The organism is Streptomyces sp. TSRI0107, from assembly GCF_001905845.1.
GTDB lineage: Bacteria > Actinomycetota > Actinomycetes > Streptomycetales > Streptomycetaceae > Streptomyces.
This window is the reverse complement of record NZ_LIVZ01000002.1, coordinates 680,006-697,607: the sequence shown is the minus strand read 5'-3', so window position 1 is coordinate 697,607 and position 17,602 is coordinate 680,006. Positions and strand designations below refer to the sequence as shown.

The window sequence follows — 17,602 nt, the reverse complement described above, 5'->3', positions numbered from 1 at the left end:
CTTGTCCTCGGTGTTCGACACGGAAGGTCACCCTTTGCTGCTGACGGTTCGGTGATCGGTGGGACGTGGCGGGGAGCGGGTCAGGACAGGCCGAGTTCCTGGTCGAGTACGTCGAAGAGTTCGTCGTCCGTCGCGGCTTCGAGGCTGCTGTCGTCGGGGGAGGCCGGGCGGGTGAGCGCCTGCCAGTTCTGCGCGATCCGTTGCAGACGCTGCGCGATCTCGGCGGCTTCGGCGACCTCGGAGGCTTCGTCGGCGCCGTCCTGGGTGGCGTACCGCTTGAGGAGCGATTCCAGCCGGTCGATGGCCTCCAACGGGCCGGCGGCCTCCGTCCGGGGAGTCGACGACGTGAGCCGGCCGAGCAGATGGCGGGCCAGGGCGTTCGGTGTCGGGTGGTCGAAGACGACCGTGGTGCTCAGCCTCAGCCCCGTCACGGAGTTCAGGCTGTTGCGGAACTCGACCGCCGTCAGAGAGTCGAAGCCCAGGTCCAGCAGCCCCCGGTCGGCCTCGATGCGGGCCGGTGAGTCGTGGCCGAGCACCCGGGCCGCGTGCTCACGCACCAGGGCGAGCAGCAGGTCCTTGCGCTCGTCGGGCGCGGCGGCCGCGAGCCGCCCGGCGAACGCTGCCGCCCCCTTGCCCGGACCCTCGGTGCCGGCTGCTCCGGCTCGACGGAGGGGACCGCGTACCAGGCCCCGCAGCGGTTCCGCGAGCGTGCCGTCAGCCGCACGGGCCTGTAGGGCGGGGGTGTCGATGCGGGCCGGCACCAGAAGCGGCGACTCGTGCGCCAGCGCGGCGTCGAACAGGGCCAGCGCCTCCTCCGGGGACATGGGGACGATCCCGGAACGGCGCAGTCGTGCGTGGTCGGTGGGGGTGAGGTGTTGGGTGAGGGTGCTGGTTTGTTGCCAGAGGCCCCAGGCGAGGGAGGTGGCGGGGAGGGCTTGGGTGTGGCGGTGGTGGGCGAGTGCGTCGAGGAAGGTGTTGGCGGCTGCGTAGTTGGCTTGGCCGGGTGTTCCGGTGAGGCCGGTGAGGGAGCTGTAGGTGATGAAGTGGGTGAGGTTGTGGTTTTGGGTGAGGTGGTGGAGGTGCCAGGCGGTGTCGGTTTTGGGTTGGAGGGTGGTGGTGAGGTGGTGGGGGGTTTGGGTGGTGAGGGTGGCGTCGTGGGTGGTGCCGGCGGTGTGGATGACGGTGGTGAGGGGGTGGTTGGGGTTGATGGTGGTGAGGAGGTGGGCGAGTTGGGTGGGGTTGCTGGTGTCGCAGGCTTCGATGCGGGGGTGGGCGCCGTGTTGGGTGAGTTCGTGGAGGAGTTGTTGGGCGCCGGGGGCGTTGGGTCCTTGGCGGCTGGTGAGGAGGAGGTGGCGGATGCCGTGGTGGGTGGTGAGGTGGCGGGCGAGGAGACTGCCGAGGGTGCCGGTACCGCCGGTGATCAGCACCGTCCCCTCCGGGTCGAGAGCACGGCTCGGGTTGCGTCCGTCTGCCGGTGCCGCCTCGGCGTGAGTGAGGAACGGGACGTACAGCGTTCCATTGCGTACGGCGAGTTGACCGCGTCCTGACGCTACGGCGGCGGGAAGCACCCGGACGCCACCGGCCGCCGTGACCGGCTCGCCGGGGTCCAGGTCCACCAGCGTGAACGAGCCCTCGGTCTCGGCCTGCGCGGTGCGCAGCAGACCCCACACCGGTGAGGCCGCCAACGACGGGACACTTCGCTGCGGACCAGCCGCGACCGCGCCTCGCGTCACGACCACCAGCCGCGACTCGGTCAGCCGGTCGTCCGCCAGCCACTCCTGGACCACCGCGAGAGCGGCGAACGTGCTCGCGTGCGCTGCAGCGGGCAGTTCGCCCCGCGCCTCCGGGACGGGCCACACCACTACATCCGGGACTGTTCCGCCTGCGGCGACAGACGCTCGCAGGGCGGAGAGATCCGAATGTACGGCCTCGATGCCCAACTCGGCGGCGACGTCTGCAGCATCGTCCCCGACCGCTGCCCAGTGCTCCGCCTTGATGCCGTGTGTGCCGTCGGTGCCGCCGATCTCACGCCATTCGAGGACGTACAGCGAATCGCGGGCCGGGTTCGTAGCGGCCAGCTTTCCGAAGTCGACCTCACGCAAGGCCAATTCGCTGATCGACAGCACCGGTGCGCCTTGGGGGTCGGTTGCGGTGAGGGCGTAGGTGTCGGGGCCGGTGGGGGTGAGTTGGGTGTGGAGGTGGGTGGCGTCGGTGGCGTGGAGGGTGACGCCGCTGAAGGTGAAGGGGAGGCGTGGGGTGGTGGTGGGGTGGAGGAGGGGGTGGAGGGTGGCGTCGAGGAGGGCGGGGTGGAGGGTGTGGCCGGTGCTGGGAGGGATGGTTGTGCGCGTGTGGAGGGTGTCGGTGTGTGGGTCGTGCCAGGCGTGGGTGAGGTTCTGGAAGGTGGGGCCGTAGGTGTAGCCCTGGTCGGCGAGGGCTTCGTAGAAGCCGGTGAGGTTGAGAGGTGGGGCTGAGGGGGGCCAGGTCAGGGCTGTCGGATTCGTGGCTGTGGTGGTGAGGGTTGCGGTGGCGTGACGGGTGAAGGGCGCGTGGGGGGAAGCCTGGGTGTGGATGGTGAGGGCGCGGTGGCCATCGGGCGTGGGCGGGTCGATGGTGACCTGTATGTGGGTGGTCGCTGTGGTGAGGGGGAGGGGTTGTTCGAGGGTGAGGTCCTGAATGTTCGGGGTGTCGGTGTGGTGGGCTGCGTGGAGGGTGAGGTCCAGGAAGGCCGTTGCCGGGAGGAGGGGGGTGTCGGCGATGGTGTGGTCGGCGAGCCAGGGGTGGGTGGTCAGGGATATGCGGCCGGTGAGGACGATTCGGTCGTCGGTGAGGTGGATGGCTGTGTCGAGCCAGGGGTGATCGGTGGTCTTGGCCGGCGCTGGGGGTGTGGGCAGCCAGTACGACTGGCGCTGGAAGGCGTATGTGGGCAGCCCAGGGGTGGTGGGTCGGGTGGGGTTGTAGGTAGCGGGCGTTTGGCCGGTGACGTGTAGGTGGGCCAGGGCCGTGGCGAGGCTTTCCGGTTCCGGGGTGTTCGGCCGCAGTGTGGGGATGGCCTGTGCCGTTGCGGCGGTGAGGGTGCTGAGGGTGGTGTCGGGGCCGAGTTCGAGGTAGCGGGTGTGGCCGGTCGCGGCGAGGTGCTTGATCCCTTGGTGGTAGCGGACTGTGCCTCGGATGTGGCGGGCCCAGTGGTCGGGGCCCAGTTCGTCCTGGGTGAGGGGGCGGCCGGTCAGGTTCGAGATGACGGGGGTGGTCGGTGGGTGGTGGGTGATGGTGCTGATGGCCGCGCGGAAGTCGTCGAGGACGCCGTCCATGTGGTGGGAGTGGAAGGCGTGGCTGGTCCGTAGCCGGGTGGTCTTGCTGAAGTGAGCGGCGATGGCGTTGATCGTGTTCACGTCGCCCGAGATGACTGTGCTGTGTGGCCCGTTGACGGCGGCGATGTCGACGCTGGCGTCGAGCAGCGGGCGGACTTCGTCCTCGCCGGCGTTGACCGCGAGCATGGCGCCGTCACTGCGGGCCTGGTGCATGTGGTGCGCGCGGGTGGCGATGAGAAGCACCGCGTCCGTGAGGGTGAGGACTCCGGCGAGGTGGGCGGCGGTGATCTCGCCGAGGGAGTGGCCGATCAGGGCGTCAGGGCTTATGCCGTAGTGGTTCAGCAGGCGGTGCAGGGCGACTTGGAGGGTGAAGAGGGCGGGCTGGGCGTAGCGGGTGTCGTTGAGGTGGTGGCTGTGCGCACCCCACATCACCTCCCGCAAAGGTAGTTCGAGGTGCGGGTCGAAGAGGTCGCATACGGTGTCGAAGGCGTCCGCGAAGACGGGCTCGGCCTGGTAGAGCTCGCGTCCCATGCCGGGGCGCTGGCTGCCCTGCCCGGTCAGCAGGAAGACCGTCCTCCCTTCCTGGACCTGCCCGGTCACCACCTGCGGATGCGGGGCGTCCTCAGCCAGGGCCGCCAGTCCAGCAATCCGGTCGGCACCCAGAACCACGGCCCGGTGGGCGAACCTCGTCCGGGCAGCCAGCGCCTGCCCAATGACCGCCGAATCCGCACCGGGCGGCGCATCCCGCAGGTGCTCCAGCAGACGGCGCGCCTGACCCCGTAGCGCCTGCGGCGTCTTCGCCGACAACTGCCACGGAACATCCGGAAGTCCGTCACCCCCCTCAACGCCCTCCAAGGCCGGCGCTTCTTCCAGGATCACGTGGGCGTTGGTGCCACTGATCCCGAAGGACGAAACGGCAGCGCGGCGGGGGCGGTCCTGCCGGGTGTCCCACGGGCGGGCCTGCTGGAGCAGCTGGACAGTGCCGTCGGACCAGTCGACATGTGTGGTGGGCCGCTCGGCGTGCAGGGTGCGCGGCAGCGTCCGCTTCCGCATGGCCATCACCATCTTGATCACACCCGCGACGCCTGCCGCCGCCTGGCTGTGCCCGATGTTCGACTTGATCGAGCCGAGCCATAGCGGCTGATCGGACGTGTGGTCCTGCCCGTACGTGTTCAGCAGAGCCTGCGCCTCGATGGGATCGCCCAGCTTGGTCCCGGTCCCATGCGCCTCCACCGCGTCGATCTCGGCAGGGCTGAGCTGCGCGCTTTCCAGTGCCTGGCGGATGACCCGCTCCTGGGAGGGCCCGTTCGGCGCGGTGAGTCCGTTGCTGGCGCCGTCCTGGTTGGTGGCGGTGCCGCGGACCACGGCGAGGACGGGGTGGCCGTTACGGCGGGCGTCCGACAACCGCTCGACGAGGAGGAGGCCGACGCCTTCCGCCCAGCCGGTGCCGTCGGCGTCGTCGGAGAAGGCTTTGCAGCGGCCGTCGGGGGACAGCCCCCGCTGCCGGCTGAACTCCACGAAGGTCCCCGGCGTGGCCATCACGGTCACTCCACCCGCCAGGGCCAGCGAGCATTCGCCCTGGCGGAGCGACTGCACGGCCAGGTGCAGGGCCACCAGCGACGACGAGCAGGCGGTGTCCACCGTGATCGCCGGGCCTTCCAGCCCGTACGTGTAGGCGATGCGACCGGAGACGACGCTGCCTGTGTTGCCGGTGAGCAGGATGCCCTCGAGTTCCCTCGGCATGAGCTGCACCGGCGGGGCGTAGTCGTGGTACATGGTTCCGGTGAAGACGCCGGTGTCGCTGCCGCGCAGTGCGGTGGGGTCGATTCCGGCGCGTTCGAACACCTCCCAGGCGGTCTCCAGGAGAAGCCGCTGCTGCGGGTCCATCGCGGTCGCCTCGCGCGGGCTGATGCCGAAGAACTCGGGGTCGAACCGGTCCGCGTCGTAGAGGAAACCGCCGTGGTCGGTGATCGACTTGCCGGTCGCCGCCGGGTCGGGGTCGAACAGGTTGTCCAGGTCCCAGCCGCGTCCCCGGGGGAAGGGGCCCACGGCGTCGGTGCCGTCGGCGACGAGCCGCCACAGCTCCTCGGGGGAGGTCACCCCGCCCGGGTAACGGCAGGCCATTCCGACGATCGCGATCGGCTCGCTGTCCGTTCCCGTTCCCGTTCCCGTTCCCCGGCCCCGTACGGCGCCGGGTGTGGCCTGCCGGTCGGCTGCTCCCGTGACCCGGTCCCGCAGATGGGCCACGAGTGTGTCGGGGGTGGGGTAGTCGAAGACCAGTGTGGGGGACAGGTGCAGGCCGGTCGCGGCATTGATGCGGTTGCGCAGTTCGACCGCGCTGAGCGAGTCGAAGCCCAGGTCCTTGAAGCTCGCCGAGGTGTTCACCGCTTCGGGTGAGCCGTGACCGAGCACTGCCGCGATCTGTGCGCGGACCAGTTCGCCCACGACGGTTTCCTGTTCCTCCGTCGGCAGCCCGGCCAGCCGTTCGGAGAGGCCACCACCGTGCCGGGACGCGTCGACCGCTCCGGCCACCGGCAGGGGAGCCGGCCGCGCCAAGCCGCGCAGCAGGGCGGGTACCTGACCGCTCTGGGGACCGGCATCGGTTCGTACGGCGGTCAGGTCCAGCCTGGCGGGGACCAGCAGCGCCTCGCCGCGCCCGAAGGCGCTGTCGAACAGCGCCAGCCCCTCGCGTTCGGTCATCGGGACGATGCCGGAGCGGGCCATCCGCGCCCGGTCGGTCGCGCTCAGCGACTCGCCCATACCGCCCTCGCCCCATAGCCCCCAGGCCAGCGAGGTGGCGGGCAGGCCGAGCACACGTCGGTGGTGGGCGAGGGCGTCGAGGAAGCTGTTGGCGGCGGCGTAGTTGGCCTGCCCCGGCATACCGACGAGACCGGACACCGACGAGTAGACGACGAACGCCGCCAGGTCCAGTCCGGCGGTCAGCTCGTGGAGATGCAGGGCCGCCTCGGCCTTGGGTGCCAGGACGGTGTCGAGCCGCTGCGGGGTGAGCTCGGTGACGACGCAGTCGTCCAGGACGCCGGCGGTGTGGATCACGGCGGTCAGCGGATGCTCGTCGGGGACGCTCTCCAGCAGCCGGGCCAGGGCCTCGCGGTCGGCGGTGTCGCAGGCGGCGACGCGCACACGGGCGCCGAGTCCGGTGAGCTCGGCCACCAGCTCACTCGCCCCGGGGGCGTCGGGGCCACGGCGGCTGGTCAGCAGCAGGTGGTGCACGCCGTACTCGGTGACCAGATGACGGGCGAGCAGCGAACCCAGACGGCCGAAGGCCCCGGTGATCAGCACCGTACCCGCCGGATCCAGCTCTCGTGCCGCGCCCTCCGGCGGCACTCCGGGGACGGCGTCGGCACGCACCAGCCGGGGAACACGCACCTCTGCCCCGCGTACGGCGAACTGCGGCTCACCCGTGGCGGCCGCCGCGCGCAACACACGCGCGGACTCGGCCGAGCCGTCCAGATCCGCCAGCACGAAACGGGCGGGATGCTCGGACTGCGCACTGCGCAGCAGGCCCCAAAGCGGGGCTCCGGCCAGCCCGTCCACGCCCGCATCCGGCCCCATGGGCCGCGCGGGTCCCACGGGCACCGCGTCACGTGTCACCACCATGAGCCGGGACCCGGCCAGCCGCTCGTCGGCAAGCCATTCGTGTACGGCATCGAGGACGCCGTGGGTGACGCGGCGCACGTCGGCGATCAGTCCGTCACCACTGGCGGCCGGTGAGGTGAGCACGGCGACGGCGGGAGGCTCGGCGCCTGCGTCAAGCGCCGCGCGCAGCTCCGCGACGTTCCTGTACGCGACAGCCCTGCCCACCGTGTCCGCCAGTTCCCGGACGTCCGGACCTGCACCGAGAACGGCCCAAAGCCCCTCATCACCGGCCGCGTCGAGCTGAGCCGAAGACCACTCCACGGTGAACAGCGGCTCCCGCCGACCGCCCTTGCGCAACTGCTCGACGGCCGCCGGACGCAGGGCCAGCGCATCGATCTCGGCGACCGGCGCGCCGGTCACATCGAAGAACAGCAACGAATAGGAGCCGTCTCCGGTGGGCGTCACCCGCGCGCGTACGGTCCTGGCGCCGACCGCGTACACCCGGACCCCGGAGAAGCTGAACGGCAACAACCCCTCGGCACTGTTCACGAGTGGGTGGAGGGTGGCGTCGAAGAGCGCCGGGTGGAGGGTGTGGCCGGTGGTCCGGGCGGAGGCGGAGAGGCTGGCTTGGATGTGGAGGGTGCCGGTGTGTGGGTCGTGCCAGGCGTGGGTGAGGTTCTGGAAGGCGGGGCCGTAGGTGTAGCCATGGTCGGCGAGGGCTTCGTAGAGGTGGGTGGTGTCGAGGGGTGGGGAGGTCGGGGGCCAGGTTTGGGTTGCGGAGGGGGCGGTGGCTGTGGTGGTGAGGGTTGCGGTGGCGTGACGGGTGTGGGGGTGGTCGGGGGCGGCTTGGCTGTGGATGGTGAGGGTGCGGTGGCCTTCGGGTGTGGGTGAGCTGATGGTGATTTGGAGGTGGGTGGTTGCTGTGGTGAGGGGGAGGGGTTGTTCGAGGGTGAGGTCTTGGATGGTGAGGGTGTTGGTGTGTTGGGCTGCGTGGAGGGTGAGGTCGAGGAAGGCGGTGGCCGGGAGGAGGGGGGTGTCGGCGATGGTGTGGTCGGCGAGCCAGGGGTGGGTGGTCAGTGAGACGCGGCCGGTGAGGACTGTTCGGTCGTCGGTGAGGTGGATGGCTGTGTCGAGCCAGGGGTGGTCGGTGGTCTTGGCCGGCGTTGAGGGTGTGGGCAGCCAGTACGACTGGAGCTGGAAGGCGTAAGTGGGCAGGTCAGGGGTGGTTCGTCCGGTGGGGTTGTAGGTGGTGGGGGTGTGGCCGGTGACGTGCAGGTGGGCCAGGGCGGTGGCGAGGCTTTCCGATTCCGGGGTGTTGGGTCGCAGTGTGGGGGTGGCGTGTGGGGTGAGGGTGCTGAGGGTGGTGTCGGGGCCGAGTTCGAGGTAGCGGGTGTGGCCGGTGGCTTCGAGGTGGGTGATGCCTTGGTGGTAGCGGACTGTGCCGCGGATGTGGCGGGCCCAGTAGTCGGGGCCCAGTTCGTCCTGGGTGAGGGCGCGGCCGGTCAGATTTGAGATGACGGGGGTGGTCGGTGGGTGGTGGGTGATGGTGCTGATGGCGTTGCGGAAGTCGTCGAGGACGCCGTCCATGTGGTGGGAGTGGAACGCGTGGCTGGTCCGCAGCCGGGTGGTCTTGCCGAAGTGAGTGGCGAGAGTGTTGATCGTCTCGGCATCACCGGAGATGACTGTGCTGTGTGGGCCGTTGACGGCGGCGATGTCCACGCTGGCGCCGAGCAAGGCCCGGACTTCGTCCTCGCCGGCGTTGACCGCGAGCATGGCGCCGTCACTGCGGGCCTGGTGCATGTAATGCGCGCGCGTCGTGATGAGAAGCACCGCGTCCGTGAGGGTGAGGACTCCGGCTAGGTGGGCAGCGGTGATCTCGCCGAGGGAGTGGCCGATCAGGGCGTCAGGGCTTAGGCCGTAGTGGTTCAGCAGGCGGTGCAGGGCGACTTGGAGGGTGAAGAGGGCGGGCTGGGCGTAGCGGGTGTCGTTGAGGTGGTGGCTGTGTTCCCCCCACATCACCTCCCGCAGCGGCAGTTCCAAGTGGGGGTCGAAGAGGTCGCACACGGCGTCGAAGGCGTCCGCGAAGACGGGCTCAGACCGGTACAACTCCCGTCCCATGCCGGGGCGCTGGCTGCCCTGCCCCGTCAGCAGGAAGACCGTCTTGCCTTCCCGGACCTGGCCGGTCACCACCTGCGGATGTGGAGCATCCTCCGCCAGAGCCGCCAGCCCAGCGACCCGGTCGGCACCCAGAATCACCGCCCGGTGGGCGAACCTCGTCCGGGCAGCCAGCGCCTGCCCAATGACCGCCGTATCCGCGCCGGACGCATCCTCCAAGTGCTCCAGCAGACGGCGCGCCTGATCCCGTAGCGCCTGCGGTGTCTTCGCCGACAACTGCCACGGAACATCGGGCAGTTCGGCGTCCCCCTCAGCACCCTCCAAGACAGGCGCTTCCTCCAGGATCACGTGCGCGTTGGTCCCGCTGATCCCGAACGAGGACACTCCCGCCCGCCGAGGCCGGCCCTCCTCCGTTCCCCACTCGCGGGCCTGGTCCAGCAGCTGAATGGTTCCTTCGGACCAGTCGACATGTGTGGTGGGCCGCTCGGCGTGCAGGGTGCGCGGGAGGGTCCGTTCCCGCATGGCCAGCACCATTTTGATGACCCCGGCGACTCCGGCTGCCGCCTGGCTGTGCCCGATGTTCGACTTGATCGACCCCAGCCACAGCGGCTGCCCGCCCTCGCGAGCACGCCCGTACGTGTTCAGCAGCGCCTGCGCCTCGATCGGGTCCCCGAGCTTGGTCCCCGTCCCGTGCGCCTCGACGGCGTCCACCTGATCCGCCGACAGGCGGGCGTTGGCGAGGGCCTGGCGGATGACGCGCTCCTGGGCGGGCCCGCTGGGCGCGGTCAGGCCGTTGCTGGCGCCGTCCTGGTTGGTCGCGGTGCCGCGGATGACGGCGAGGACCGGATGCCCGTTGCGGCGGGCTTCCGACAGCCGTTCGACGAGGAGGAGGCCGACGCCTTCCGCCCAGCCGGTGCCGTCGGCGTCGTCGGAGAAGGCCTTGCAGCGGCCGTCGGGGGACAGCCCCCGCTGCCGGCTGAACTCCGTGAACATACCAGGACTCGCCATCACCGCGGCCCCGCCCGCGAGGGCGAGCGTGCACTCGCCCTGGCGCAGCGACTGCACGGCCAGGTGCAGGGCCACCAGCGACGACGAGCAGGCGGTGTCCACCGTGATCGCCGGGCCTTCGAGCCCGTACGTGTAGGCGATGCGCCCCGAGGCGACACTGCTGAACTGACCGGTGAGCAGGTGGCCGGCCACGTCTTCGGGTGCTTCGGTGAGCCGTGGGCCGTATTCCAGCCCGTACGTTCCCGTGAAGACCCCGGTGCTGCTGCCCCGCAGGGCGGTGGGGTCGATTCCGGCGCGTTCGAACGCCTCCCATGATGTCTCCAGGAGCAGCCGCTGCTGCGGGTCCATCGCGGTCGCCTCGCGCGGGCTGATGCCGAAGAACTCGGGGTCGAAGTCGGCGGCGTCGTAGAGGAAGCCACCCCGGCGGGTGGTCGACTTGCCGGTCGCCGTCGGGTCGGGGTCGTACAGGTCGTCGATGTCCCAGCCCCGGTCGGTCGGGAACTCGCCGATGGCGTCGGTGCCTTCGGCGACCAGTCGCCACAGCTCCTCCGGTGTGCTCACCCCGCCGGGATAGCGGCAGGCCATCCCGATGATCGCGATCGGCTCGCCGGGGGACGCGGCGGTCGGCCGGATGTCATGGGTGCCGGGGTCCGTGGGCTCGTCGTACATCAGCGCGTGCAGATGTGCCGCGAGGGCCCGCGGGCTGGGGTGGTCGAAGGCGACCGCCACGGGGAGCCGTACGCCGAGCAGTCGGGTGAGCCGGTTGCGCAGTTCGACCGCGCCGGCCGACTCCAGGCCCAGGGCGTGGAAGGTGTCCCCGGCGGCGGCATCCTCGCGGTCAGGTCCGTGGGTGTCATGGGCGCCGTAGGTGTCGTGGGTGTCGTAGGTGTCGTCGCCGTCCGCGGGCCGGTCCGGCCCCCGGAGGACCGCCGCCGTCTGTTCCTGTACGACGCGCAGGAGCAGCTCGTGCCGGGTCTCGTCCTGCGCGGCGTCCAGTTGGCGGCGCAGGGGGAGCTGTTGCCGGGAGGCTGCCTCGGCCCGGTCGGCGGCCTCGTCCTGCGGGCCGTATGCGGGCAGGACGAGCCGTACGGGATCGTCGGTGGTGGCGGCGGGTGACACGCGGGTGAGGTCGACCGGCAGGCCGTGCACGTACAGGGCGGCGAGCGAGGCCGCGAGTTCGGTGCGGGCGTCCCGGCCCCGGGTGAGGGAGCCGGTCACCAGGGTCGGGCCGGTCGCGTGGGTGTCCTGTTCGTTGTCCAGGACGTCCTGGACCGCCGGTGTGAGCACCGGGTGCGGGCCGGCCTCCAGGAAGACGTGGAAGCCGTCCGCGACCAGTGCGCGTACCGCCGCTTCGAAGCGGACGGGGTCGCGCAGCTGGTGGGCCCAGTAGGGGCCGTCGAGTTCCTCGGTGGGCAGGCGGGTGCCGCGGGCCGCCGAGTAGAAGGGGATGGCCGCGGGCTTCGGGCGTATCGTGCCCACGTCCCGCAGCAGCCGTTCCATGATCGCGTCGACCTGGTGGACGTGCACGGGGAAGTCGGCGGCGACACGGCGGGCGCGGACTCCGTCGGCGGCCAGGGCCTCCAGCAGTTCTTCCAGCGCGTCGCGGTCTCCGGAGACGGTCACCGAGCCGGGGCCGTTGACGGCGGCGACGTCCAGCCGGTCGCCCCAGGCCTCCAGCCGTACGCGCGTCTCCTCCTCGGGCAGCAGCACGGCGGCGATGCCCCAGGCGCCGGAGCGGTCCTCGGTCAGGGCGCTGCCCCAGACCGCCGCCACCCGCAGCGCGTCCGGCAGGGAGAGCGCGCCGCAGGCGTACGCGGCGGCCATCTCGCCGATGCTGTGTCCGACCACCGCGGCCGGTGTCACACCCCGTGAGCGCCAGACCTCCGTCAGGGAGATCATCACGGCGACGAGCGCGGGCATCACCACGGCCGCCGTCTCCAGGGGCGGGGCCCCGTCCGCGCCCCGCAGCACGTCCGTCAGCGACCAGCCCACCAGCGGCGCCAGCGCGTCGGCGCAGCGGTCGATGTTCTCGCGGAACACCGGGTCGTCGAGGAGACCGGCGGCCATGTCCGGCCAGTGCGCGCCGAAGCCCGGGTAGACGAACACCGCCTCCGCGGGGCCGGCCGTGCCCTCCGGTCCCGCCGGCCGGTGCGTCCCGTCGGTCCCGTCGGTCCCGTTCGTCCCGGCCGTGTTCACCGCGTGTCCCTGGAACAGTCCCTCGGCCGTGTCGCCCGCCGCGAGGGCGCGCAGGCCCGCCAGCAGTGTCTCGCGGTCCCGGCCCAGCACCGCCGCCCGGTGCGCCTCGCCCCGGTCGGCGGCCGCCAGGGCGGCGGCGGCCCGGGCCGGGGACAGCGCGGGGAGGGCGTCGAGCGAATCGGCCGCCGCTGCCGCGCGCGCCCGCAGTGAGGCCGGTCCGGGTGCCGAGACCGGCCACAGCACGACCGGGTTGGACACAGCGTTCATCGTCTACCGTCTCCGAGACTTGATGGTGAGGGAGTTCCGGGCGGGCAGGGGGAGGGACAGGCGGTGGTCAGGCGGCCGGTGACCGGACGGTGAGTTCGTAGATGTCCCACAGGCTCGTCGCCTCCAGTACCTGGGGCATCGGCACCCGCTGCCCGGTCTGCCGTTCGAGGGCGGTCAGCAAGGTCAGAAGGTGCAGCGAGTCCCACTCGGGCAGCTGGTCGAAGGAGTGGCGCACGGCGTCCGGGGTCAGCCGGAGACCGATCTCGTCGTGGACGAGTGCGAGGAAGTCGTCGATCGTCTTCATGGGGTGCGCTGCCCTCCCAGGCTCCGCGTCAGCTTGATGTGCTCCGGTGGCCCGGCGATCTCCGCCAGGTCGTGCTGGAACGTCGATACGGCGGTGTCGGCGGTGTCGGCGGTGTCGGCCGTGTCAGCGGTGTCGGCGGTGTCAGAGGTGTGGGCTCTGGCGGCGTCGCCTTCGAGCGGGCGGAAGCCGTTGCCCACGTAGAAGTCGCCGACCTTGCCGTTCTTGGCGGACGGCCGGTAGTAGGCGCGTACCGACCGCATGCCCTGCCGGTGGGCGTGGCTGAGCAGGGCGGACAGGCAGGCCTGTTCGATGCCCCGGGCCAGCACCCGGCAGCTGAGCAGGAAGTTGTCGATGTGCAGGGTGTCGTCGTCCCGGTGCGCGAGGATCGCGCCGACCACGCCGTTGTCGCCGAAGCGGTCGGCGGAGCGGATGGTGAGGACGAGTGCGTCGGGGTCCTCCGCCAGCCGGGTCACGTCGGCCGGCTGGAGGCGGCGGGTGGTGAGGTTGAACTGGTTGGTGCGCAGCGTCAGCTGGGAGACACGGGCGATCTCGCTGTCGGAGGCCTCGGCCAGCCGGACCCGGATGTCCAGCTCCCGCAGATAGTCCGTCAGCGACTCGAAGCCGTGCAGGAAGTCCTTGCGGCTCAGTTCCTCACGGTAGCGTTCGGGCCGCCTGAGGTCGTCGGCGGTGATGCCGCGTACGTCGAACCAGCCGTCGCGCAGCAGCCTCTCGGTGTGCAGGGCCGGGTCGTCGTCCAGCCGGATCACGGCGACGTCGGGCAGCTCTCGGGTGACGAGCCCGCATTCGTAAGGGCTGTCGTCGGCGAAGACGAAACTGTCCACGCCGATGCCGAGGTCGTCGGCGAGTTCCCGCAGGTTGTCGTGCTTGGGGCGCCAGTTGGCTATGACGCGTACGAAGTCGTCCTCACGCAGCGTCATCTCGGCATGCTCGCGCAGCACCCGCCGTACCGGATCGAGGTCGTTCTTGCTCACCGCGGCCAGCAGCACTCCTTGGGAGGCGATCTGCCGGGCGGTGCGCTGCAGGGTGCGGAACGCCTCGCCGCGGTAGGTGCCGGCGACCTCGATGCCCTCGGGGCCGTCGTCGCCGAGGACCCCGCCCCAGACGGTGTTGTCCAGGTCCAGGACCAGGCACTTCTTCGCCCGCCCGGTCGCTGCGCGCAACAGGTGGGCCACCTCGCGGGCGTACTCGGCCAGCAGCTGCGGCGAGAACTGGGTCTTGGTGTACGTGCCGAGCCGCGCGTCCCGCAGCGGCAGTTCGCCGCCGAGCAGCGGGTCGATGTCGACGACGACCAGCTCGGGGTGGTCGTCCATCAGCCGCAGCAGGCGGGCGTTCGCCTCCCGCCACACCGCGCCGAGGCGGGCCCGTGCGCTCAGGACGATCTGCTGGGCCGCGTGCACTCGCGGGAGGGGGAGGGTGTTGAGGATCAGGGTGCCCCGGCCGGCGGCGGCGAAGGAGGTGGCCAGCCGGCCGAGCAGGGCCAGCTTCTCGTCGAGAACGCGCGCCACGTCCTCCGGCTGCCACACCGCCGGGACCTCGTCGAACACCACCGACGCGTCCAGCAGGCAGACCACGGCGTCGGGCCGGGCGGCGTACAGGTCGCTGTCCGGCGACGCGAGGTCGGCGACGTAACTGTCGAAGTCGCCGACGTGGGGGCGCAGCAGCATGCCGTGCCGGGCCAGTTCGGCGGTGAGCGGGCCGGTCAGCCCGGACACCGTGCTGTGCCCGGTGATCGCCACCGACACCACCGGGGTGTCCGGGTGCTCCTCGAGCACCGCGTCGGCGCCGATCCGGGCCAGGAGGTTGCCGGCGCGGCGCAGCTCGTCGGGGTCCCCGGAGTCGCCGAGCGCGCCGACGAGCCGGCGTACGCGCGGGTACTCCGCGGCCACGCGGCCCCGCTCGTGCAGGGACCACAGCGTGTCCTCTGTTGTGTCACCCATCCCAAGCCTCTTCCGGTACGTGGGCACGACCTGGGGCATCGTCAGCGGGTTTTCTAAAGCGCCGCTTACCGCGGTCTAGGAGCAGGGCCGCGCGGTCGGCCGGCCGAGCTGAGCCGAGCCGAGCCGAGCCGGGCGGGGGCCATGGGGGCGCCCCCGCACGGGCTCGTCCGTCCGTTCGTCGGTCCGTCCGTTCGCCGGTCCGTCCGTTCGTTCGTTCGATCGTGGAGGCAGGGCCTAGGCGCGGCCCGGGGCCGCCACGTCGTGCAGGCGCGGTGCCGGTGCGCTTCCGCCGGACAGGATCGCCCGGTGGACCTGGCGCAGCTGGCGGCCGGGACCCAGGCCGAGTTCCCGGCTCAGGGTGGTCGCCGCCTGCTCGTAGACCCGCAGGGCCTCGGCTCGCCGTTCCGACGCGTCCAGGGCGCGCATCAGCTGGCCGTAGAACACCTCGTGGAACGGATGTTCCGACACCAGGGTGGACAGCAGGCCGATCAGGGAGCGGTGCCGGCCCAGTTCGAGGCTCACCTCGACGTAGTCCTCCAGGCAGTGCAGCCGGTGCGTCTTCACCCAGGCGGCGAAGTCGCCGATCAGCGGGCCGTTCTGCCGGGGGCAGGGCAGGGGACCGCGCCACAGTCCGACCGCCTGCGCGAACGCGTGGGCGCTGTCCTCCAGGTCGCCCCTGTCGCGGGCCGCCCGGGCCTGCCGGGTGAGTTGCTCCAGCCGCCCCCAGTCCGTGTCCTCCGGCCCCGCCACCAGCATGTAGCCGGGGCGCTCGGTGACGATGGGCGACGCGTCCGGCGCGCCCATCGCCAGGAGTTTGCGGAGCTGGGACACGTACACGTGCAGGGCCGCGGCCGCCCGGCGCGGTGGGGTCCCCTCCCAGATCTCGGTGATCAGCGCCTCCTTGGAGACGACGGTGTTCGCGCGGACCACCAGCGCCACCAGGAGTGTTGCCATCTTGGGCGCGTTGACGGTCAGGACGGTGGATCCGGCCGTGATGCGCAGCGGCCCGAGTACCTCGTACTTCATGACGGCACCTCGTCCCTCATTGCGGCTCGCCGCCGCTCAGGCCGTGTACTGGGCGTTCCAGCCGGCGGCCACGTCGAGCGAGACGCCGCTGATGTGACGGGCCGCGTCGGACGCCAGGAACAGGGCGGCGTCGGCGGCTTCGGACGGTTCGATGTAGGGGACGCGCATCGGCATGAGGTTCGTCCATGCCTCGGCGGCGGCACCCGGCGTCGGGTCGTCGGGGCTGAACTGCCGGTAGTTCAGCTCGTTGTTGATCATCGCGGTGTTGGTGAAACTGGGCGAGATCGCGTTCACCGTGATGTTGTGCGGGCCGAGTTCCAGAGCGGCGGACTTGAGCAGTCCGAGCACACCCCACTTGGCTGCCGTGTAGTGCGCCATGTTCGCCGAACCGACGCGGGAGGCGACCGACCCCGTCACCAGGATGCGGCCGGACTTCTGCGGCACCATGACCCGGGCCGCGGCACGGAACGTGTGGAAGACACCGCTGAGATCGGTGTCGATCATGTCGCGCCAGGTCTCGTCGGTCATGTCCAGCAGCGAGGACGTGCTCCACAGGCCCGCGTTGGCACAGACGACGTCCAGGCGCCCGAACTCCTCCACCGCCGTGTCGACCACCGCGTCGACCTCGGCGGAGACCCGCACGTCGGCCGGACGGACGACACATTTCGCACCCAGCTCCTCGACCGCCTGCCGGGTTTCCTCGAGGTCCTTCGACGTGCCCATCGGAATCGGCACGGAATCGATCTGGGCCGCGATGTCGGAGAGGACGACCTGTGCCCCTTCGGCGGCGAATGCAAGAGCGTAGGCACGGCCGATTCCACGGGCTGCGCCCGTTATCGCCACGACCTTTCCGGTAAACCTGGCCACGCTTGTTTCCCTTCGCGCGAGGACGTTTCGCTCGAGGCTAGGCGGTGGCGTTCAAGGCCCATACAAGGATCGGCTTAGGCGGTGCCGACTTCGCTGGACAGGGCCGACCGGGGTTCGTCAGGATCTCCACCAGTGTCGGAGTGCCGGCCGAACTCGCGGAAGAAGGGTAGTCCTGTGATTCCTGACAGCCATCGTGACCTGCTGGAGCGGCCGCTGTTCGCGCATTTCGCCACGGTTCGGCCGGACGGTTCACCTCAGGTGAACCCTACGTGGTTCGAATGGGACGGAAACCATCTGTGGTTCACCAATTCCACGTTGCGCCGCAAGTACCTGAACATTCAGGAGAACCCGGCGGTGGCCATTTCCGTTCTCGACCCGGACCAACCGTACCGGTACCTGGAGATCCGCGGGCAGGTTGATCTCGTCGAGCCGGACCCGGAGGCGTCGACGTTCCTGCGGCTGGCCGAGCGCTACGGCGTGAAGGACGCGTCGGTGCCGCCCGACGCCCCGTCGCGGGTCGTGTACCGGATGACGCCGAGGCGCGTCACTTTTCAGTGATCGGCCGGTCGCTCAGGATCAGGTCGAGCAGGCCGGGGAACTGCTCGTCGAACTCCGCCCGGCGCAGACGGTTGAGCCTGCGGGGACCTTCGTCGTGCTGCAGGATCAGGCCGGCCTGGCGGAGGACGGTGAAGTGGTGACTCAGGCCCGACTTGCGCACCGGCAGATCGAAGGTGCCGCACGCGAGCTCGGTCGGCTCCGCGGCCGCGAGCTGGCGGAGCAGTGACAGCCGTACCGGATCGGACACGGCCTGCAGCACGGTCAACAGGGGCACGTCGCGCGGATCGCGATGGGTCAGCGTCGCCGCTCGAGCAGTAACTTTCCCACTCGACTTGCGCGAAGCAGTGTTTGAGTTGGATCGTACACTCGTAGAGCCTGTTTGATTCATGTCGTACACC

At 70.9% G+C, this 17,602-nt stretch carries 7 protein-coding genes; 1 reads left to right on the top strand and 6 read right to left on the bottom strand.

Annotation, left to right across the window (positions count from 1 at the left end):
• Window positions 1-80 precede the first annotated feature (80 nt).
• The 5 genes from AMK31_RS06815 to AMK31_RS06795 form a co-directional block, all read right to left on the bottom strand.
• The gene (locus AMK31_RS06815; protein WP_079186724.1) at window positions 81-12,491 is read right to left on the bottom strand and encodes a type I polyketide synthase; all 12,411 of its coding nucleotides are present in this window, start codon (window positions 12,489-12,491) and stop codon (window positions 81-83) included.
• A 67-nt stretch (window positions 12,492-12,558) separates the two neighbouring features.
• Window positions 12,559-12,795 (bottom strand): phosphopantetheine-binding protein, encoded by a 237-nt coding sequence (locus AMK31_RS06810; RefSeq protein ID WP_073939457.1) that lies wholly within the window; start codon window positions 12,793-12,795, stop codon window positions 12,559-12,561.
• Complete coding sequence (locus tag AMK31_RS06805; RefSeq protein WP_073939456.1) at window positions 12,792-14,753, bottom strand: HAD-IIIC family phosphatase; 1,962 nt, start codon at window positions 14,751-14,753, stop codon at window positions 12,792-12,794. The genes AMK31_RS06810 and AMK31_RS06805 overlap by 4 nt, the downstream gene beginning before the upstream one ends.
• Window positions 14,754-14,987: 234 nt before the next feature.
• Window positions 14,988-15,779 (bottom strand): AfsR/SARP family transcriptional regulator, encoded by a 792-nt coding sequence (locus AMK31_RS06800; protein ID WP_073939455.1) that lies wholly within the window; start codon window positions 15,777-15,779, stop codon window positions 14,988-14,990.
• Window positions 15,780-15,815: 36 nt separating this feature from the next.
• On the bottom strand, window positions 15,816-16,646 hold the full coding sequence (locus AMK31_RS06795; RefSeq protein WP_073939454.1) for a mycofactocin-coupled SDR family oxidoreductase: 831 nt from the start codon (window positions 16,644-16,646) through the stop codon (window positions 15,816-15,818).
• A gap of 174 nt (window positions 16,647-16,820) precedes the next feature.
• On the opposite strand from AMK31_RS06795, the gene AMK31_RS06790 reads away from it, so the two are divergent.
• Window positions 16,821-17,204: a PPOX class F420-dependent oxidoreductase gene (locus AMK31_RS06790; RefSeq protein ID WP_073939453.1), complete on the top strand. Its 384-nt coding sequence runs from the start codon at window positions 16,821-16,823 to the stop codon at window positions 17,202-17,204.
• Here the strand turns inward: AMK31_RS06790 and AMK31_RS06785 are convergent.
• Entirely contained in the window at window positions 17,191-17,463 is a 273-nt protein-coding gene (locus AMK31_RS06785; RefSeq protein WP_385313057.1) for an ArsR/SmtB family transcription factor, read from the bottom strand. The two genes, AMK31_RS06790 and AMK31_RS06785, sit on opposite strands and share 14 nt — an antisense overlap.
• Between the last annotated feature and the right edge of the window lie 139 nt (window positions 17,464-17,602).

Bases quoted from the DNA above. Each gene is read 5' to 3' on its own strand.
- AMK31_RS06810 (WP_073939457.1), bottom strand. From the start codon at position 12,795: ATGAAGACGATCGACGACTTCCTCGCACTCGTCCACGACGAGATCGGT.
- AMK31_RS06800 (WP_073939455.1), bottom strand. From the start codon at position 15,779: ATGAAGTACGAGGTACTCGGGCCGCTGCGCATCACGGCCGGATCCACC.
- AMK31_RS06805 (WP_073939456.1), bottom strand. From the start codon at position 14,753: ATGGGTGACACAACAGAGGACACGCTGTGGTCCCTGCACGAGCGGGGC.
- AMK31_RS06815 (WP_079186724.1), bottom strand. From the start codon at position 12,491: ATGAACGCTGTGTCCAACCCGGTCGTGCTGTGGCCGGTCTCGGCACCC.